At 34.5% G+C, this 17,349-nt stretch carries 13 protein-coding genes; 7 read left to right on the forward strand and 6 right to left on the reverse strand.

The genetic code is table 11. The annotated features are described in order from the left end of the window. Positions 1–67: 67 nt before the first annotated feature. A complete protein-coding gene (priA, locus tag QY331_00290) occupies positions 68–2,533 on the forward strand; it encodes a primosomal protein N' (GenBank protein WKZ69686.1) in 2,466 nt (821 codons plus the stop codon). Between the two features lie 38 nt (positions 2,534–2,571). Here priA and QY331_00295 read toward each other — a convergent pair whose 3' ends face one another. Together QY331_00295 and QY331_00300 are read right to left on the reverse strand one after the other, a co-directional pair. After that, positions 2,572–3,162: an acyloxyacyl hydrolase gene (locus tag QY331_00295; GenBank protein ID WKZ69687.1), complete on the reverse strand. Its 591-nt coding sequence runs from the start codon at positions 3,160–3,162 to the stop codon at positions 2,572–2,574. A gap of 178 nt (positions 3,163–3,340) precedes the next feature. Continuing rightward, the gene (locus QY331_00300) at positions 3,341–4,165 is read right to left on the reverse strand and encodes a YIP1 family protein (GenBank protein ID WKZ69688.1); all 825 of its coding nucleotides are present in this window, start codon (positions 4,163–4,165) and stop codon (positions 3,341–3,343) included. 234 nt (positions 4,166–4,399) lie between these two features. On the opposite strand from QY331_00300, the gene QY331_00305 reads away from it, so the two are divergent. From QY331_00305 to amrB, 4 genes are all read left to right on the forward strand, one after another. Continuing rightward, positions 4,400–5,776 (forward strand): tryptophanase, encoded by a 1,377-nt coding sequence (locus QY331_00305; protein ID WKZ69689.1) that lies wholly within the window; start codon positions 4,400–4,402, stop codon positions 5,774–5,776. An 83-nt stretch (positions 5,777–5,859) separates the two neighbouring features. Beyond that, positions 5,860–6,675 carry a DUF4905 domain-containing protein gene (locus QY331_00310; GenBank protein ID WKZ69690.1) on the forward strand — a complete coding sequence of 272 codons (816 nt, stop codon included), beginning with the start codon at positions 5,860–5,862 and terminating at the stop codon, positions 6,673–6,675. 8 nt (positions 6,676–6,683) lie between these two features. After that, on the forward strand, positions 6,684–7,262 hold the full coding sequence (gene amrA, locus QY331_00315) for an AmmeMemoRadiSam system protein A (protein ID WKZ69691.1): 579 nt from the start codon (positions 6,684–6,686) through the stop codon (positions 7,260–7,262). Beyond that, entirely contained in the window at positions 7,249–8,064 is an 816-nt protein-coding gene (amrB, locus tag QY331_00320; protein WKZ69692.1) for an AmmeMemoRadiSam system protein B, read from the forward strand. The genes amrA and amrB overlap by 14 nt, the downstream gene beginning before the upstream one ends. On the opposite strand, the gene QY331_00325 is transcribed toward amrB, so the two are convergent. Continuing rightward, positions 8,061–9,098, reverse strand: a complete 1,038-nt coding sequence (locus QY331_00325) for a hemolysin family protein (GenBank protein WKZ69693.1) — start codon at positions 9,096–9,098, stop codon at positions 8,061–8,063. The genes amrB and QY331_00325 overlap by 4 nt on opposite strands. Positions 9,099–9,160: 62 nt before the next feature. Further along, positions 9,161–12,253: a S41 family peptidase gene (locus tag QY331_00330; protein ID WKZ69694.1), complete on the reverse strand. Its 3,093-nt coding sequence runs from the start codon at positions 12,251–12,253 to the stop codon at positions 9,161–9,163. A gap of 161 nt (positions 12,254–12,414) precedes the next feature. On the opposite strand from QY331_00330, the gene QY331_00335 reads away from it, so the two are divergent. Together QY331_00335 and QY331_00340 are read left to right on the forward strand one after the other, a co-directional pair. Continuing rightward, positions 12,415–13,608, forward strand: coding sequence for a Xaa-Pro peptidase family protein (locus tag QY331_00335; protein WKZ69695.1), 1,194 nt, complete (start codon positions 12,415–12,417; stop codon positions 13,606–13,608). Between the two features lie 73 nt (positions 13,609–13,681). Continuing rightward, entirely contained in the window at positions 13,682–13,885 is a 204-nt protein-coding gene (locus QY331_00340) for a hypothetical protein (GenBank protein WKZ69696.1), read from the forward strand. A gap of 309 nt (positions 13,886–14,194) precedes the next feature. Here QY331_00340 and QY331_00345 read toward each other — a convergent pair whose 3' ends face one another. Together QY331_00345 and QY331_00350 are read right to left on the reverse strand one after the other, a co-directional pair. After that, positions 14,195–16,579 carry an alpha-amylase family glycosyl hydrolase gene (locus QY331_00345; GenBank protein ID WKZ69697.1) on the reverse strand — a complete coding sequence of 795 codons (2,385 nt, stop codon included), beginning with the start codon at positions 16,577–16,579 and terminating at the stop codon, positions 14,195–14,197. Positions 16,580–16,651: 72 nt separating this feature from the next. Beyond that, positions 16,652–17,293 carry a cobalamin-dependent protein gene (locus QY331_00350; protein WKZ69698.1) on the reverse strand — a complete coding sequence of 214 codons (642 nt, stop codon included), beginning with the start codon at positions 17,291–17,293 and terminating at the stop codon, positions 16,652–16,654. Positions 17,294–17,349: the final 56 nt, after the last annotated feature.

Below are 17,349 nucleotides of genomic sequence, written 5' to 3' on the forward strand. Positions count from 1 at the left end.
TAATTTCTTGATGAAGAATTTTAATTTGATATTAGAGTATATTTAGTTCGTAAAAATTAAGAGAGAAATGTACGCACAAGTTGTATTTCCGCAATCCTTTAGAAATTCATTTACATACTTAATTCCAAAAGAATTACGGGCTGAAGTTGAAATAGGTAAACGCGTCGTTGTTCCTTTTGGCAGAAGAGTTTTAACCGGATTCGTAATCGATTTAACGGAAAACACGGAAATAAAAGAAAAAATTAAACCAATACGAGATGTTTTGGATGATAAACCTATATTCGATAAAAAGTCTCTTAAATTTTATGAATGGATTGCGGAATATTATCTAAGCTCGCTCGGTGAAGCATTGCGAAATTCTGTTCCTTACGGATCGGATGTTGAATCAAAACGAAGAATTGTAGCCGAGGTTGAACTTTGTAAAAAATTATACGATTACGAAAAGAAAAAGAGTACGATTAAAGCAAAATTACTTTTTGAACTTGCGCAAAAAGAATCTCACAGCATCTCGCAATTACAAAAAGCCGTAAAGAAAAAAAATATTTATTCGATATTAAATTCACTTCAGGCAAACGGCGTTGTTACAATTTTAGATTTAATTGACGATGCAAAAGTAAAAGTAAGAAAAGTAAAGTTTGTTAAACTTGCTAAAAGTAAAGATGAAATTTATGAATTCCTTCCGGAAATAGAATCTCGTTCGCCTAAACAAGTTGTCATTCTTCTCGATCTGCTTTCACGTAAAGACGAAGAAGTTCAGCAAAGTGAATTGATCGAAAAAACTAAAACATCACACAGCTCAATTCGTTCACTTGAACAAAAAAGATTGATAGAGGTTTTCGAAAAAGAAGTCGAAAGAACATACGAAGAATTATACACTGAAAAAATTAAGAACTTTTCACTCACAGAAAAACAAAAAGAAATTATTGAGATTGTTACCAAGAACATAAAAAAAAATAAATTTGATTCATATCTTCTTCACGGTGTAACCGGCAGCGGAAAAACTCAAATCTATATTGACCTTGCAAAAGAAGCGCTCAAGAAAAAGAAAACCGTTCTCGTTTTAGTCCCGGAGATTTCTTTAACTCCTCAGATTACAAGTCGGTTTTTTAACACGTTCGGTGATAAAGTTGCCGTTATGCACAGTCGTATGTCGCTTGGACAAAGATATGATACTTGGCGCGGAATCATCGCTGAAAAATACAGCATTGTCATCGGTCCGCGCTCAGCATTATTTGCACCACTTAAAAATTTGGGATTAGTTGTCGTAGATGAAGAACACGATTCAAGCTATAAACAGTTTGAAATGGTTCCAAAGTATCATGCTCGCGATGCCGCAATTATTAAGGCAATGTTTAATGATTGTCCGGTTCTACTTGGTTCGGCTACACCTTCAATTGAAAGCATGTACAATGCGAAACAAGGTAAATACAAACTAGTTGAGTTGCTTTATAGAATCGATAACGCAAAGATGCCGGAGATTAAACTTGTTGATATTTCCGCGGCTAAGAAGCAGAAAAAATTGGAAGGATCTTTTTCATCAGATTTATTGAGCGCAATAAATCAAAAATTAAAAAAGAATGAACGTGTAATTATTTTACAAAACAGACGCGGTTTTTCAACTCAAGTTTTTTGTGAAGACTGCGGAAATATTGAAATGTGTGATGATTGCTCGGTTCCGAATGTTTATCACATAAGTAAAAACATTATGCAATGCCATTATTGCGGAAATGTTAAACCTGTTCCCAAAGCTTGTTCGGTTTGCGGGTCTATTAAAATTAAATTTTTTGGTACCGGTACACAAAGAGTTGAAGACGAAATCGATTACTATTTTCCAGATGCAAAAATTGAACGAATTGATTCCGACAGCATTAACAAAAAAGGAAAACTAAGTTCTATTCTTAATAGTTTTAAAAAGGGTGAGATTGATATTCTTGTTGGAACTCAAATGGTTTCAAAAGGATTGGATTTTTCGGATGTTACTTTGGTAGGAGTTATTTCCGCGGAGACAACTTTGTGGATTCCCGATTTCCGTGCCGATGAAAGAACATTTCAATTATTGACTCAAGTCGCCGGAAGAGCCGGCAGAAGCAGCGCGCCTGGACAAGTATTAATTCAAACCGCGAACAAAAGTAATTTTGTACTTCAAAAAGTTTTACAAACAGATTACGAAGGTTTTTACGAAAAAGAAATCGGGTTACGTAAACAAGGTGATTATCCTCCATTTACTAGATTGTGTTTAATAGAAACAAAAGACGGAAATGATCCGCGATCTAAAAATGCGATCAAACAATTTTATGATATATTACAAAAGAAAAGTAAAGGATTAATGATAACGCCTCCGCAAGAAGCAATCATTCATAAACTTAAAGGCGAATACCGATATCACCTATTGATAAAAAGTAAGCGTGAAACCGATCCAAACGGAAGAATATTGCGCGAGGCAGTATTAAACACTTTTATTGAATTTAATAGAGTTTCTCGATTTAGAGATGTTAAACTTATTATTGATATCGATCCGCAAGGAATGTTGTAGACTTTTTACTCGAAAAGATTTTTACACTTCAAAAACAATCACAGCAAATTAAACGAAAGCATAATGTACTGAGAATTATAACCTTCGTTACCGCTGTATAATCCCGCGTTTGAAATATGTCTGAATAAATAAGAAAGTTCAACGCATATATCGGATATATTAAAAAGTTCAATGCCAATACCAATCATATCGCTGAAGATTAAATTCCCGCCTAAATTTCTTCCCGCAATTTCCGGCATGCTGATATAGTTAATTCCAATACCGCCTTTAAAGAAAAACGGAAATCCTAAAAGAGTTACATCACATTTTAATAGTGGAGTTAAACCAAGTAAAAAGTTTGACCTTCCGATTCCCGAGAAATATTCGAACGTAAAGTCGTTTTCATAGGAAATATTTTCAGCAAGTTTGCCGAACTTCGGAAGTTTGAGCATGAACAAAATTTGATCGTTGATTACATCATTGCTCAAACCATTTCCTTTTGCAATTGAAAAGTTGATACCGCCTTCTTCAAAAACTTGTTGAGCTGTAATATTGATTGAAGCAAAAAAGAATATTAAGATTATAATCCATGGAGAGAAACTGAAAAGTTTTGTTTGATATGTCTTTGTTGAATGGCTTTTAGTAAACATTTGTCACCACGCAGAGCGAATGACAGAATCCGACTAAAAAGTTTTATTTCTATTAGAAAATTAGTATTTCAAAAAATAAGAAGCATTAAAAATCGATTATAAAGTTTATGAAAGATTGAAAAGTGATGTGAATCATGAGGAAAAAATAAAGAGTGCACCTAAGTGCACTCTAAAAATATCAAACTCCAAACCAACGTAAAAACGGAAGCGCATCTGCGAGAAGCCAGAATATAAATCCAACACCGAGCCACAATCCGAAAACCATTGCGAAATATTTACCGTAACTATCGGACTTAAACATTTTAGCGAAACCAACTGCAACAACCGCATAAAACCAAATTGAAAAAATATCAAGTTTTGCGAGAGCCCATCCGGCAAATGTTGTTTTATCGCCGTCTAAGATTGCACCGACACTTGTTCCTTGAATAAAGCGATCGAGTACAAACGCAAGAATTACCATAACAATAACTTGAATAACAATTATGTAATGCGGTAATCCATATGCACCCATTGCGCCTTTGTAAACTCCTTCCCCTTTTAAGCCGAACTTTGTAACTGCAAAGAACACTCCCGATACAATGAAGAACATCAAGAAAGTAAAAATCAAAATACCTAATGTAGAAAATATCATTTGTGTGTTTCCTTGGTTCTCCATAAAATCACGAGTCTGCTGAAGTTGCTGTTCTTTTTGAGCTTCGGTCATTTGTCCGGATTTAACCATTTCATCAAATCGTTCTTCAATTGCGGTCATCTGCTTTTCCATGATAGAATATTTGATGGTTGGATTACTCATCATAACGTAATTAGAAATGATCGAAACAATTATCACAACAAAAATCGGAATCAGCCAGTCGGTTGTCTTAACTCCGACATTTGACATACGCTTGAAAGTATTACCCGGTTCTGAAAAAACACCGACAAGTTTATCGGTATGATTTAATTCAAAATCCTCTTCGGAAGTTTCCTCTTGTGGTTGAACTTCTTGGTCTTTTAATTCGTCCATTAACCCTCCAAACAATTAGTTAAAGTGAGATGCCTGTCCTAAAATTACTAATTTTTCATATCGCCGAGCAAGAACTCTTTTTAGCTTTATAAACTTAGTGTTCCTTTGTGCTCTTTGTGGTGAAACCCAATATTTATACACAAAGCAAGTTGTTTTATTCAAGTAAAATTAGATTTATTTGCCTCTTTTTCACTATTGAGGTAAGTTTCTGTACTAAAATTTTATGGAGATTGAATGAAAACTATTATCGAACCTTTCAAAATCAAATCAGTTGAACCAATTAGATTTACTACAAAAGAAGAACGTATAAAAGTATTGGAGGATGCCGGTTATAATCCATTTTTAATCCACGCCGATGATGTTCTTATTGATTTATTAACCGACAGCGGAACTTCTGCTATGAGTTCTAAACAATGGGCGGGAATCATGGACGGCGATGAATCATATGCCGGTTCAAGAAGCTTTTATAGATTTGAAGCCGCGGTTAGAAAAATTACCGGTGATAAATTTATAATCCCAACACATCAAGGAAGAGCAGCTGAGAAAATATTGTTTTCCATTCTCGGCGGACCGGGCAAATATATTCCTAACAACACGCACTTTGATACAACACGAGCAAACATTGAATTCAGCGGTGCAGAAGCTGTTGATCTTCTTTGTGAAGTCGGTAAACACCCCGAACAAAAAGCTGACTTCAAAGGAAATATGGACGTAGAAAAACTTGAAAATTTTATCAAAGAAACAGGCGCTGAAAATATTCCGGTTGTAATGTTGACAGTTACAAACAATTCCGGCGGCGGTCAACCGGTTTCAATGCAAAATGTTAAAGACGTTAGTTCTGTTTGTAAAAAATATAACATTCCTCTTTTCTTTGATGCTTGCCGTTTTGCAGAAAATGCTTACTTCATTAAGAAGAGAGAAAAAGGTTACGAGAATAAATCTGTTTTGGAAATCTGTCAAGAAATGTTCTCATACGGTGACGGCGCAACGATGAGCGCAAAAAAGGATGCGCTTGTAAATATCGGCGGATTTCTCTCTCTAAACGACGAAGAACTTGCAATGAAATGTCGAAATCTTTTAATAGTTACAGAAGGATTTCCTACATACGGCGGATTAGCCGGAAGAGATTTGGAAGCCGTTGCGCAAGGCTTGGAAGAAGTCGTTGATGAACATTATTTACAGTACAGAATTAGAAGTACGGAATATCTGGGTGAGAAAGTTGTTAATGCCGGTGTTCCGATTATCGAACCGCCGGGCGGACATGCAATTTATATCGATGCAAAAAGATTTTTACCGAATATTCCACCAAGCCAATATCCGGGACAATCAATTGTTTGTGAACTATATATTGAAGGCGGAGTTCGAGCGGTAGAAATAGGAAGTGTTATGTTCGGTAAGTATGATAAGAAAACCGGAGAGTTAATTTCACCACCCATGGAACTTGTAAGATTAGCAATTCCAAGAAGAGTTTATACTCAAAGTCATATTGATTTTGTAGCTGAAGTCGTGATTGAAGTATTCAAAAACAAAAATAAACTAAGAGGTTACGAAATAACATACGAAGCCCCGATGCTTCGTCACTTTACGGCAAAGTTTAAACCGGTACACTAAAACTTTGCTACCTCTGTGTCCAAAAAGCTTTTACACAGAAAACCACTGAGAAGACACGGAGAGCCACAGAGAAAGATTATAAAATGAAATTTGAAAAACATATAGAATACAGACCAAGCAAGCAAATCTGGCGGATTATAATTACAGATGATGAAAGTGTTGTTATTGAAAAACGAGATACATCGGATAAACAAGTGTATTTCGATAGTTTTGAATTAGAATCCAACCAAGTCATTTTTTCCAATTTACAACTTGATGAAAAATTCTGGATTGGAATTGAGAAAGTATATAAAGGAGTAATTTTATTTCACAAATATTCCAAGCCGGATATGCCGGGACATAAAGAAATTATTGCTTATGATATTAAATCCGGAAAAATACTTTGGCGCAATGAAGATTACGCTTACTTGTTTGTCCATGACGAAAAAGTATATTGTTACAAACAGCAATTTGAAGGACGAAACTTTTTTACTTTGGATTATTTATCCGGTGAACTTATAGAAGAACTTGGGAACGACACTCAAAAAGTAAATTCGATTTATGATATGGCAAGAGAAAAAGAGTCATACAAGGATTACATATTCCCGGAAACGATTGAATCAAAGAATGAAAAAGTAACCGAAATAATAAAAGAGCTGAAGTCCAATCTTGCTATTGTGGATCAAGTTGAATATAATATTTATGGAAATTATCTTTTTGCAAGCTATCATACAAAAGCATTTGAAAATAGTATGATAAACAGATTTTCAGTAATTGATCTTGATTCCGGTAAAGAAACATTCACAGAAGTTCTTTCTCCAAATACTGCATCATTAATGACGGATTCTTTTTTTGTTTACAAGAATTTTCTATTTCTCTTAAAAGGAAAAGATGAGTTGCTGATTTATAAAATTGTATGAGTCACAAAATGGAATTTACCATTGAACAGAAGAAACTGTTAATTAGACTCGCAAGAGAAAGTATTGAAGAACGTTTATTTAAGAAGAAAAAATCTCTCAACATTAACACAAAAAAAGATCCTGTTCTAAAATCAAAGTGTGGAGCGTTTGTTACATTAACAATAGAAGATCAACTAAGAGGATGCATCGGCTACATAACCTCAACTTCCCCATTATATAAAACAATTCAAGATGCTGCAATCGGTGCGGCATTCAACGATCCTCGGTTTTACCCTTTAATCGAAACAGAGTATGAGCAGATAGAAGTGGAAATCTCCGTCTTATCTGAACCCTTTCCGATGAAAAACTATGATGATATTATTGTTGGTCTTCATGGATTAATATTAGAAGAAGCCGGTCAGCGCGGTTTATTACTTCCGCAAGTCCCAATTGAACATGGAATGGACAGAGAACAATTTTTAAATGCCATCTGTAGAAAAACCGGAGTTCCTCAAAACTTATGGCGGAAGAAATTGTTGAATATCTCTCTTTTTACCGCCACAGTTTTTAGCGAAAAAGATTTGGTGGATGAAAATGCAATTGATTAGAGAACCGGCTGTTGCCGGAATGTTTTATCCCGCAAGTGAAAAGAAATTAAAAGAACAATTAGAATATTTGTTTGATTTAACATCTTTGCAAAAAAAGTATAATAATGTTTACGGATTAGTTGCACCCCATGCCGGATATATATATTCAGGCAAAACAGCAGCTTTCGGATATCATTCTGTTTCCCGAAAAATTTACGAACGCGCGATTATTATTTCACCAAGTCATAGAGAATACTTTCCCGGTATTTCGGTTTTCGATGGAGATGCATATAAAACACCTTTGGGAAATATGCCAATAGATATAGAGCTAAGAAAAAGGTTTGAGATGAATAGTAAGTTTATCTTCTCAAGTACGAAAGGACACATAGCCGAACACGCCGTTGAAGTCCATCTACCATTTATTCAATATCTTTACGGTAATATTCCAATTGTACCGATTGTTATCGGCGATCAATCTAAAATATATCTAGATGAACTAGCGAAGAAGTTATCGGAAGTTAGTGATGAACACACTCTTATAATTGCAAGCAGCGATCTTTCACATTTCTATTCAAGAGTAGAAGCTAATCAGCTTGATTCTATTATTTCCGATAGAATTTCCTCTTTTGAATTTAAAGAGCTTCAAACAGATTTGGAAAAAAGGAATTGCGAAGCTTGCGGCGGTGGATGTATTGTTTCATTAATGAGTGCGGCTCAAAAACTTGGGAAAACAAACTCACAAATAATACATAGAAGTGATTCGAGTGAGACTAGCGGAGATACATCTGAAGTCGTTGGATATTTATCGGCCGTAATTTATTAGTCTCCTTGTTGAAGTCGTTTTTCATTCCAAATTCTATTTGCCAAAAATCTCATGTCTTTATAAGTATCGGTTTCGTCAACAATCTCAAGTCCTAAAAGTGTTTCTATAATATCTTCCATTGTAACAATTCCTTCCATCCCTCCATGTTCATCAATAACAAGTGCAATTTGTTCTTTGTTATCAATCATATCTTTAAAAAGTTTGGAGACGGGATAGTTTTCAAATACAATTGTAATTTCTCTTTTTAACTCAACAAGTTTTTTACTGTAGTTTCTTTCTATCATCTCTAAAAGAACTTCATCTTTTAAAATATACCCGGTAATATTTTCGCGATGAGCTTTGTAAATAGGAATCCTTGAGAATATCTTGGTTTCAAACATTTTATGAAATTGTTCCACGGTAATATCTTCACTTACTGATTGCACTACTGTTCTGGGGGTTAATATTTTTTTGACAAGTATCTTATTAAAATCGATCAAATGAATAAGCATTTTAGATTCGTCTTTATTTAAAACTCCTTTCTTGGAACTGATTTTTGCCATTATTGAAAAATCATTGCGTGAAAAGAATGTCTCTTCACTCCCCTTTCCTGTAATTCTGGCTAGTTGTTGACTAATAAACACGAATGGGTATAGAATTAAAATCATCCATCTAATTGCATAGGTTGCAAAAGGAATCAACTCCTGCCAGTATGTTGCCCCAATTGTTTTAGGTATGATTTCCGAAAAGAAGAGAATTAATAATGTTAGGACAACCGATACTACGGAAAGATATTCATCTCCCCAAATTAGTTGTGCTTGTGCACCAACGCCGGCAGCACCAATTGTGTGAGCAAATGTATTAAGAGTTAAGATTGCAGCAAGCGGTTGATCGATATTTTCTTTTAAACGCTTGAGCTTGGCTGCGTATTTTTTTCCTTCTTCCAATTTTATTTCAATAAACGTCGAATTGGAGCTAAGAATTATTGCTTCCAGCATCGAACAAAGGAATGAAAAGAATATAGCAATAGCCAGATATAGAATTAACAGTGTCATAAATCAAATAGTAAATAATTATTCCCGAAGGCAATATAAATACCTTCGGGAAATAAACAAGATTATTTCAATTGTTTTAAGATTTCGTCAATTGCGTTATCGAGCTGTGGATCATTTCCTTCAAGCCGGTCTTTAAATGTATTTATAACGAGAATATCCGGTGCAACGCCAACTTTCTCAATGTTTTCTCCTTCAAGAGTGTAGCAACCCCACGAAGGAAGTCGGAAAATTGTTCCGTCAAGTAATGGGAGATTTGTTGTAAAAATAATCCAACGATAAGTTTCGTTACCGATTATTGTTCCCAATTTCAAAGTTTGAAAACCTTCGGCAGTCATTTCGGCATCACTTAAAGATTGTTCATTAATCAATAAAACTATTGGCTTGTCTGACGGCGCAAAATTTGGTTGCGGAGTAAGTTTACCGTCTCTATATTTCCATTGCAGATAAGATTTTTGACTTAGCATTTGTAAAACTTCATCATGTACGTTCCCACCACGGTTGTAACGGAGATCCAAAATTAATGCATCTCTATAATGCCATTCATCGGCAATTTCTTTTTTGAATCTTTGCAATTCACTTTGTCCCATGTTTTTCATGTGAATGTAAGCGATTCTTTCTTTACTCTTATCGTCAACACGTTTTTGGTTTCCATCCATCCACTCATCGTACAGTAGAACTTCGAAGTCGGAACTATTCAGCGGCTTAATTTTCACTGAAAATTCTGAACCGGATCTTTCAAAGGTTAGTTCTATTTCTTCATCAAGAGAAGGTGAGATAAAATAACTTTCCCGGTTTTTTGATTCATCGATACGCACACCATTTACGGCTATAAGTTTGTCACCTTTGCGAATATCCTTATTTCCTTTGCTTGCGGGAGATTGATTAACTATTCTTTCAACTACAAATGGATTGCTATTAGAAAATAATATTCCCGTGTTAGCGGATTTATTATCATAAAATGTTTTTTCTTCATCGCCGGTACTGTAAAAACCAAGATGAGAGGAATTTAGTTCACCCAGAAGATCATCCATAATAACTCTTAGGTTTATCCTCGTTTTTACGTACGGTAAAAATTGTGCATAATAATCGCGAAGTTCACTAAAGTTTACGCCATGGTAATCTTCGTCATAAAAATTTTCCGCTAGCTTTGCCCACGCTTCATAATACATCTGCGTAAAATCCGATTGAAGATTTCTGGTGAACTTAAAATCGACCAAAATTTTCTCAACCTTATTTCCCGAAAGGTTTAGTTTGTAAATATCGCTTCCCATCATAACATAGTATTTCCCATCGGCTTCAACTATATTAAAACCGTTTCCTTTTGCGCCATCGAGTTTTTTATGTTCTGTTTTTTCAAAAGGTTTAATAGTTGTTTTCCATAAATTCCATCCTTCATTATCATGGTTGGATGTATAAAAAACATAAGTTGCACCGTTTTCTTGAATAACATGAGTTCCAAATTGATTTTGTGGAAATGTTACAATTTCTTCCCAACGATTTTCAATATTGGTGTAATCAATTTTTACAATCGGTTTGCTTGTGTCTTTTTCTTCCTTCGTAAAAAGTTTTTCAAATTCATCGGACTTAAAGTCATCGTCAATATTTTGGAGTGCAATTCGATATATCTCTGAATCCTTAAATCCGGAAGGGTAAGTTGGATTAAAACGATCGGCTGTAAAATAAAGGTACTTTCCATCGGGAGACCAATAAGGACTTGTTTCACTAACTCCGGTTTTTGTTAAATGTTGTGTGGTTTTTTTATCCAGATCATATATGAAAATATCTTGTTCGAAGTTTCTATAAGACGAATATGCTACATATTTATCATCGGGTGAAAAGTATGCTGTCGAGGGATAGACTGCCCAGAATTCATCTTCGATTAATTGTTCGCTTTCAAAACTTTTCAAATCAAGCATGTATAATCCTTGAGAGCCGCTTAAATAAAGAGCTTTACTTTTATCGCTGTTAAAAGTGATTGATTGATGACTTGCCGCGCCTTCAGTTCTTTGAACCGCACTTTCGTTGCCATTGGCTTTAATTGTAAAAATATTAGGCCAACCTCTAACGGTTTGTGTAAATAGAATTGTTTCATTGTCCGAAAGCCAGAAAACATCAACGACTCTTTCGGAAGAATTTGTATTTAATTTTTTAACAAATTTTCCTTCAATATCAGATACAAACAAAACTCCTCTCGATACGAATGCAATTTTTTTATTGTCGGATGAAACATCGAATGAAGAAATTTTACTGTTTGTGCTGAATTCTTTGTTAAGAGATAATGTATTATTCCGAAATAAAGAGATATCAACTAATTGAGATGAACCGTCGGTTACATTGTATTTGTAAATCTGATAATCTTTTTCGAAGACAATAACGCTGCCGTCCGCACTTACTCGGGGTCTTTTAATTGTCCTTTCAAAATCAGTTAGTCTAATGATGTTATTATTTTCATACTTATAAAGATTATATTCATTATTGAATTGAACGGATGCGAAATAAAGATTTCCGTTTCTATCAATTGTCGGCCAGGTATCTTTTCCTTCAAACGTAGTAAGCTTTTTATATTCACCAGTATCGAAATTATAGGATTGTATATCAGAATTAAATGCACCGACGTAACGCTTCCTCATAGGGAAATTATAGCTTTCCCAGGATGTATTAAAGTAAACTATATTTTCCTTGGGATCTTCAACTAAATTATGAGGCCAATTAAAATAGTGATCAAATAATCTTTCGGGCGTTCCGCCATTTATGGAAATCTTATAGGTCGATTTATAATTATATCGGCTAGAAGAAAAGTAAATGTACTTTGAATCCCATGACCAAGAATCAACGTAATCATTATCATCATGAAAAGTGAGTTGAACAATTTCACCGCCGGATGCGGGCATCAAGTAAACGTTCGGATTCCCGTCCTGTCTTCCGGTGAAAGCAATCCATTCCCCATCGGGTGAATATGCCGGTTCGGATTCACGACCATCCATACCGGTTAATCGGAATGCTTGTCCGCCATTTGAATTGACGACCCAGATATCATTGTCATAACAAAATGCAATTTGTGAACCATCGGGTGAAAGTGTTGGATCAGTTGTGAAATAAGTATCGGAAGCAAAAAGTGAAAAGGTGAGAAATAGAAAAGTGAATATTGTTTTCATTATTCCCTCGTTTTTTACAGAATGTTTTTTAGACGTCTTACTTGATAGATTCGTTCATAAAAATAAGGATTAATTCTAAAAATCTTGCACGGATGAATCAGTTTGGCTAAGTTTATTCCTATCAATTATTTTCTCACATAAAGATCTAATGAGGATACAAAATGGATAAAGCAATGATTCTCGAAAAACAAAAACAAGCCGTAGAAATTTTAAAAGAAAAAAATATTGATATGTGGATGACTTTTGTTCGTGAAAGCGGAAACATTAACGATCCGATGATGGATATGATTGCCGGGACAAATTGTACGTGGCAGAGTGCGTTTATAATTACAAAAACCGGACAAACAATAGCAATTGTCGGTTCGCTTGAAATTGCTAATATGAAACTTGTCGGTACTTTCCAAAGAGTTGAAGGGTATCTTAAGCATGTAAAAGATAAACTCCTTGAAGTCTTGAACGAAATTAAACCAAATAAAATCGCTATCAATTATTCACGTAATTCAACTTTGGCGGACGGATTAACTCACGGAATGTATCTGGAACTTATGGAACATCTTAACGGAACACCTCATAAAGATAAATTGATTTCATCGGAAGAAATTGTCGCTGCTTTAAGAGGAAGAAAATCCGATAAAGAAATTGCAATCATGAAAGAAGCAATTACCGAAACCTTAAAAATATTTGATCAAGTTACGGAATACTTAAAACCCGGAATAAGTGAAAAAGAAGTCGCTCAGTTTGTTCATAAAATTGTTGAAGAAAAAGGATTCGGTTTGGCATGGGATAAAGAATATTGTCCGTCTGTTTTTACCGGTCCCGATACCGCAGGTGCGCATGCCGGTCCAACCGATAAAAAAATTGAGCCGGGACATGTTATTAATATGGACTTCGGTATAAATTACAAAGGTTACTGCTCCGATTTACAAAGAACATGGTATGTTCTAAAACCCGGCGAAGATAAAGCTCCCGATCCTGTTCAAAGAGGATTTGATGTAATTCGTGATTCAATAACTCAGTCAGCAAATGCAATTAAACCGGGAAAACAAGGATGCGAAATTGATGACATTGCAAGAGGTTATATTGTAAACAGCGGTTACGAAGAATATCCTCATGCACTCGGTCATCAGTTAGGAAGAGTTGCTCATGACGGCGGTGCATTGCTTTCTCCAAGATGGGAGCGATATGGTAATTTACCATATCTACCACTTGAAGAAAACCAAGTTTTTACAATTGAACCGCGACTAACAATCGACGGTTACGGAATTGCAACCATTGAAGAAGAAGTTGTAATTACAAAAGATGGTTGTGAGTTTATTTCACCAAGACAAGAACATATTTACCTAGTGAAATCATAATAAAATTTTTGTAGAGACTTGATTAATCAAGTCTCTACATATTATATTAAGTTTTAATTCGAAAGGGATTGTGATGTTAAAAGATAAGAAGAAACATAGAATAAAATATATTACCGATAAAAAGGGAAATAAAAAGGAAGTCATTCTGAGTATAAATGATTACAACCAACTTCTTGAAGATATCGAAGATTTAGCAATTGCCGCGACTAGAGAAAAAGATGTCTTAGTTGATCACGATAAAGTTTTAGAACAACTCAGAAAAGATGGATTATTATAAAATAAAATGGACAAGTTCTTCGCTTAAAGAGCTTAAAAAACTACCTCACAATATTATTCAAAGGGTAGTCAAAAAAGTTGAAGATTTGTCAAAAAATCCCCTCCCTAAAAAAGTTCGAAAATTAGCAGGCTCAACGGACCTCTTTAGGATTCGGATCCAAGATTATAGAATTATATATAGGATAGAAAAAAACGAGTTAATTATTGTAATTCTAAAAGTAGGGCATAGAAAAGCTGTATATAAGAAATAGTGGGCGAGTATTAAACTCACCCTTATTTTGGCTTCTGTGTTCTGAATTCTGACTACCGACTACTTTATCAAAAACATCTTCCAGCTAATTCCATCCATGTTGAAATTGCTAACAGAATTACTTAAACGAATAACTTCATCCGAAGTTAAGTTTACAATTTCATTAGCGTTATAAACTGGTGGCAAATTCAATTCAACATTTTGTGGATTTTCATTTTTATTTATTACTACGAGTATTCTTTCATTCATATATGAACGGATGTAAGCAAAAATATTTTCATCAGCTTTTATGTTATAATAATCTCCGTAGCGTAAGGCGGGATGTTCTTTTCTTAGATTAACAATTTCTCTTACATCTTGTAAAGTTTCTTTTTCGTATTCATTAAGTTCATTACCGAATCGCATCATTCTTCTATTATCGGGATCAGATGCTCCGGTCATTCCAAATTCGCTTCCATAATAAATTACCGGTAATCCCGGAATCGAATTCATGTAAGCCATGTACAATTTCATTTTATCATAACTTTTTGGATCATCAACTCGCGGTGGGTTATTCCATCCTTCTTCAACAGCACTCCATTGTGCAAGTTCCAAATCGCCATCGGTATAAGCCATAAATCTATTTTTGTCATGACTATCCATTATGTTGCCCATGTAATGAATTGTGCCGTAAACTTCGGATGTCTTTTTTATTTCATCATCCAAATTTTTAAATGAATAGTCGGGATCAATAAATGCGGCTTGTGCAGTATTATAGAGTTCAAAATTAAATTGAGAACTAAGCTGACCATTATTTACATATGAACTTACAAGTTCATAATCACCGAACGTTTCACCGATTTGATAAACGTATTTATTTTCCGGATCGGAAATTTCCTTTTTTATTTTTCTGGTAAGTTCTCTCCAAAATTCATTTGGGACATGTTTGACTGCATCGTGACGGAAGCCGTCGGCTCCGGTACTCTTCAACCACCAGACAGCATTTTCGGTCATTACATCCAATGCTTCTTGAGAACCTATATAATCAAAAGATGGGAGGTAAGGTTCAAACCATGTTGTTAATCTGAATTCATCCCAGAATCTTAAGTTCAATCTTCCGTCCGGCAGTTCAAGCTGACCAAACCATTCGGGATGATTTTTATAAAACTGATGATCTTTGTGAACATGATTCGAAACAAAATCTAAAAGTACTTTTATGTTTTTGCTATGAGCGGTTTTTATAAGTTCTTTAAGCTTATCCATCGATCCAAATTTTTCTTCCAAATTCAAATGATGAATCGGCCAATAGCCGTGATAACCGCTGAAGTAACGATGCGGTTCGGGATATTCTCTATATGCTTCATTTGGATTATCGTAAACCGGGGAAATCCATATTACATTTACGCTTAATGAATCGAAATAGCCGGCGTTAATTTTATTAATTATACCTTGTAAGTCTCCGCCCATGTAATTCGCTTTATCCGCAAGTGAATCATGTTTAATGGGATTATTTAATGAAAGATCACCGTCATAAAAACGATCTACCATTAATGAGTAAATCACACCATCATACCAAGTCCAGTAATTGTTATCAATAGGTTTACCGTCGTAAGTGTGTACATATTGAATATTGGAAACTTGTCCGTTATTTGTTACACCGACCCGTATTAAATTTTCTCCATTTGGTTTATCCAATTTTATTTTAACGATAGAACCGTTAACCGATAAATTCGTTGACTCAACTTTTTTATTGTTGACCAAAGCAACAACATTATCCGTGTTGATAAATGTTTCTTTGCTCTTATTCTCAAATTCAAAAATGTACTGGTTAAATTCCTCTTCATATTTTAGTTGATGAAGATAAATTTCATCTGTATGGCGAGGTTCAATTTTTATAATTGAATTTTCACCACCGATTCCATTGGGTCGTTTTTCAGGATTGGAAGGATCTAATAACTCTTCTCCATCTGCAAAAAATTTGTATTCATAAACTCCGGCCTCAAATGGAAGAGTAATTTCATAAGTTCCATTTCCATCTTCATCTGTCATCGGTAAATTTTGTCTGTTCCATTGATTGAAACTACCAAAGAGATTAATTGAATTGTATTTTTTATTTGGTGCAAAACTAAAAGTGTGTGACTGTAGAAGTTCAACCGTAACCGGAATTGAATAAGTTTGACCACTATAATCAAAATCAACCAAAGTCATTCCCTCATAATCATCTCCGGCTTGAAGAACTAAGGTTTTCGACTCTTTTAAGTAATCGATTTTGATGTTGGGATTTTTCTTAAAGGTAAGATCATAATTTTCCGCATAAAACAAATCACTTACAAGAATAGAATCAGTTTGTCCGGCAAGTAATTTTACTACGGGAATTACATCTTTAATGTCGGAATTAGTTTTTTGCGAACAACCGAGAAAGAAAAATAGTCCTAATAGAAATATCACATTTGAATATAGTTTCATAGAAATTCCTTCGGTAAATAGTTATGAAGGAAAAATACAAATATGAATTTATTTAATGAAGTACTAATGGGATCAGTTGGTTCTCTCTTTTATGAATTCTTCCAAAACATCGAGAGAAGAAATGAAATGAACTTTATCAAATTGTGATAAAGACTTGGTTACTTCTTCATCGAGAGCTTGTCCGCCAATTATAACTTCTTGTTCTGGGAACTCAGCTTTAATTTTTTCAATCATTTTAAGAAGTCTGGCAACATTTATATAGAAACTGTTAGAAATACCTACAAGATCGGGTTTTTCTTCTTTTATTAAATTGAGGATATCATCCTGGGGAGTATTTGCTCCAAGAAAAATTGAATTCCAACCCATCAGTTCGAAATAATCCGAGACGATTTTGGGACCAAGTTCATGAAATTCTTTATCGATGCAGGTAATTATTACTTTCTTCGAATTTTTCTCGGTCTCTAAAATTTTAGGATAAACAAGGTTTAATAGACTTTCGGTAATTTTTGTGGCGCGGTGTTCATTTGCTACTGATGTACGATTATGTTCCCAAAGGTAGCCAATACGATACATCGATTTTTGGAAGATTTTCGTGTATATATCTTTAACACTTTCGTTTCTTTCAAGCAAATCGGCTATAATTTTTACACACTCTGCCTTATTTCCTTCAAGTAGTGCGTTTAAGTAATGATAATAAACTGCGTCAGAAATCATAACATCTCCCAAGTTGAACACAATTCCAAACAAAAATATGACATAGAAAATTCCAT

Source organism: Melioribacteraceae bacterium (assembly GCA_030584085.1).
GTDB lineage: Bacteria > Bacteroidota > Ignavibacteria > Ignavibacteriales > Melioribacteraceae > SURF-28.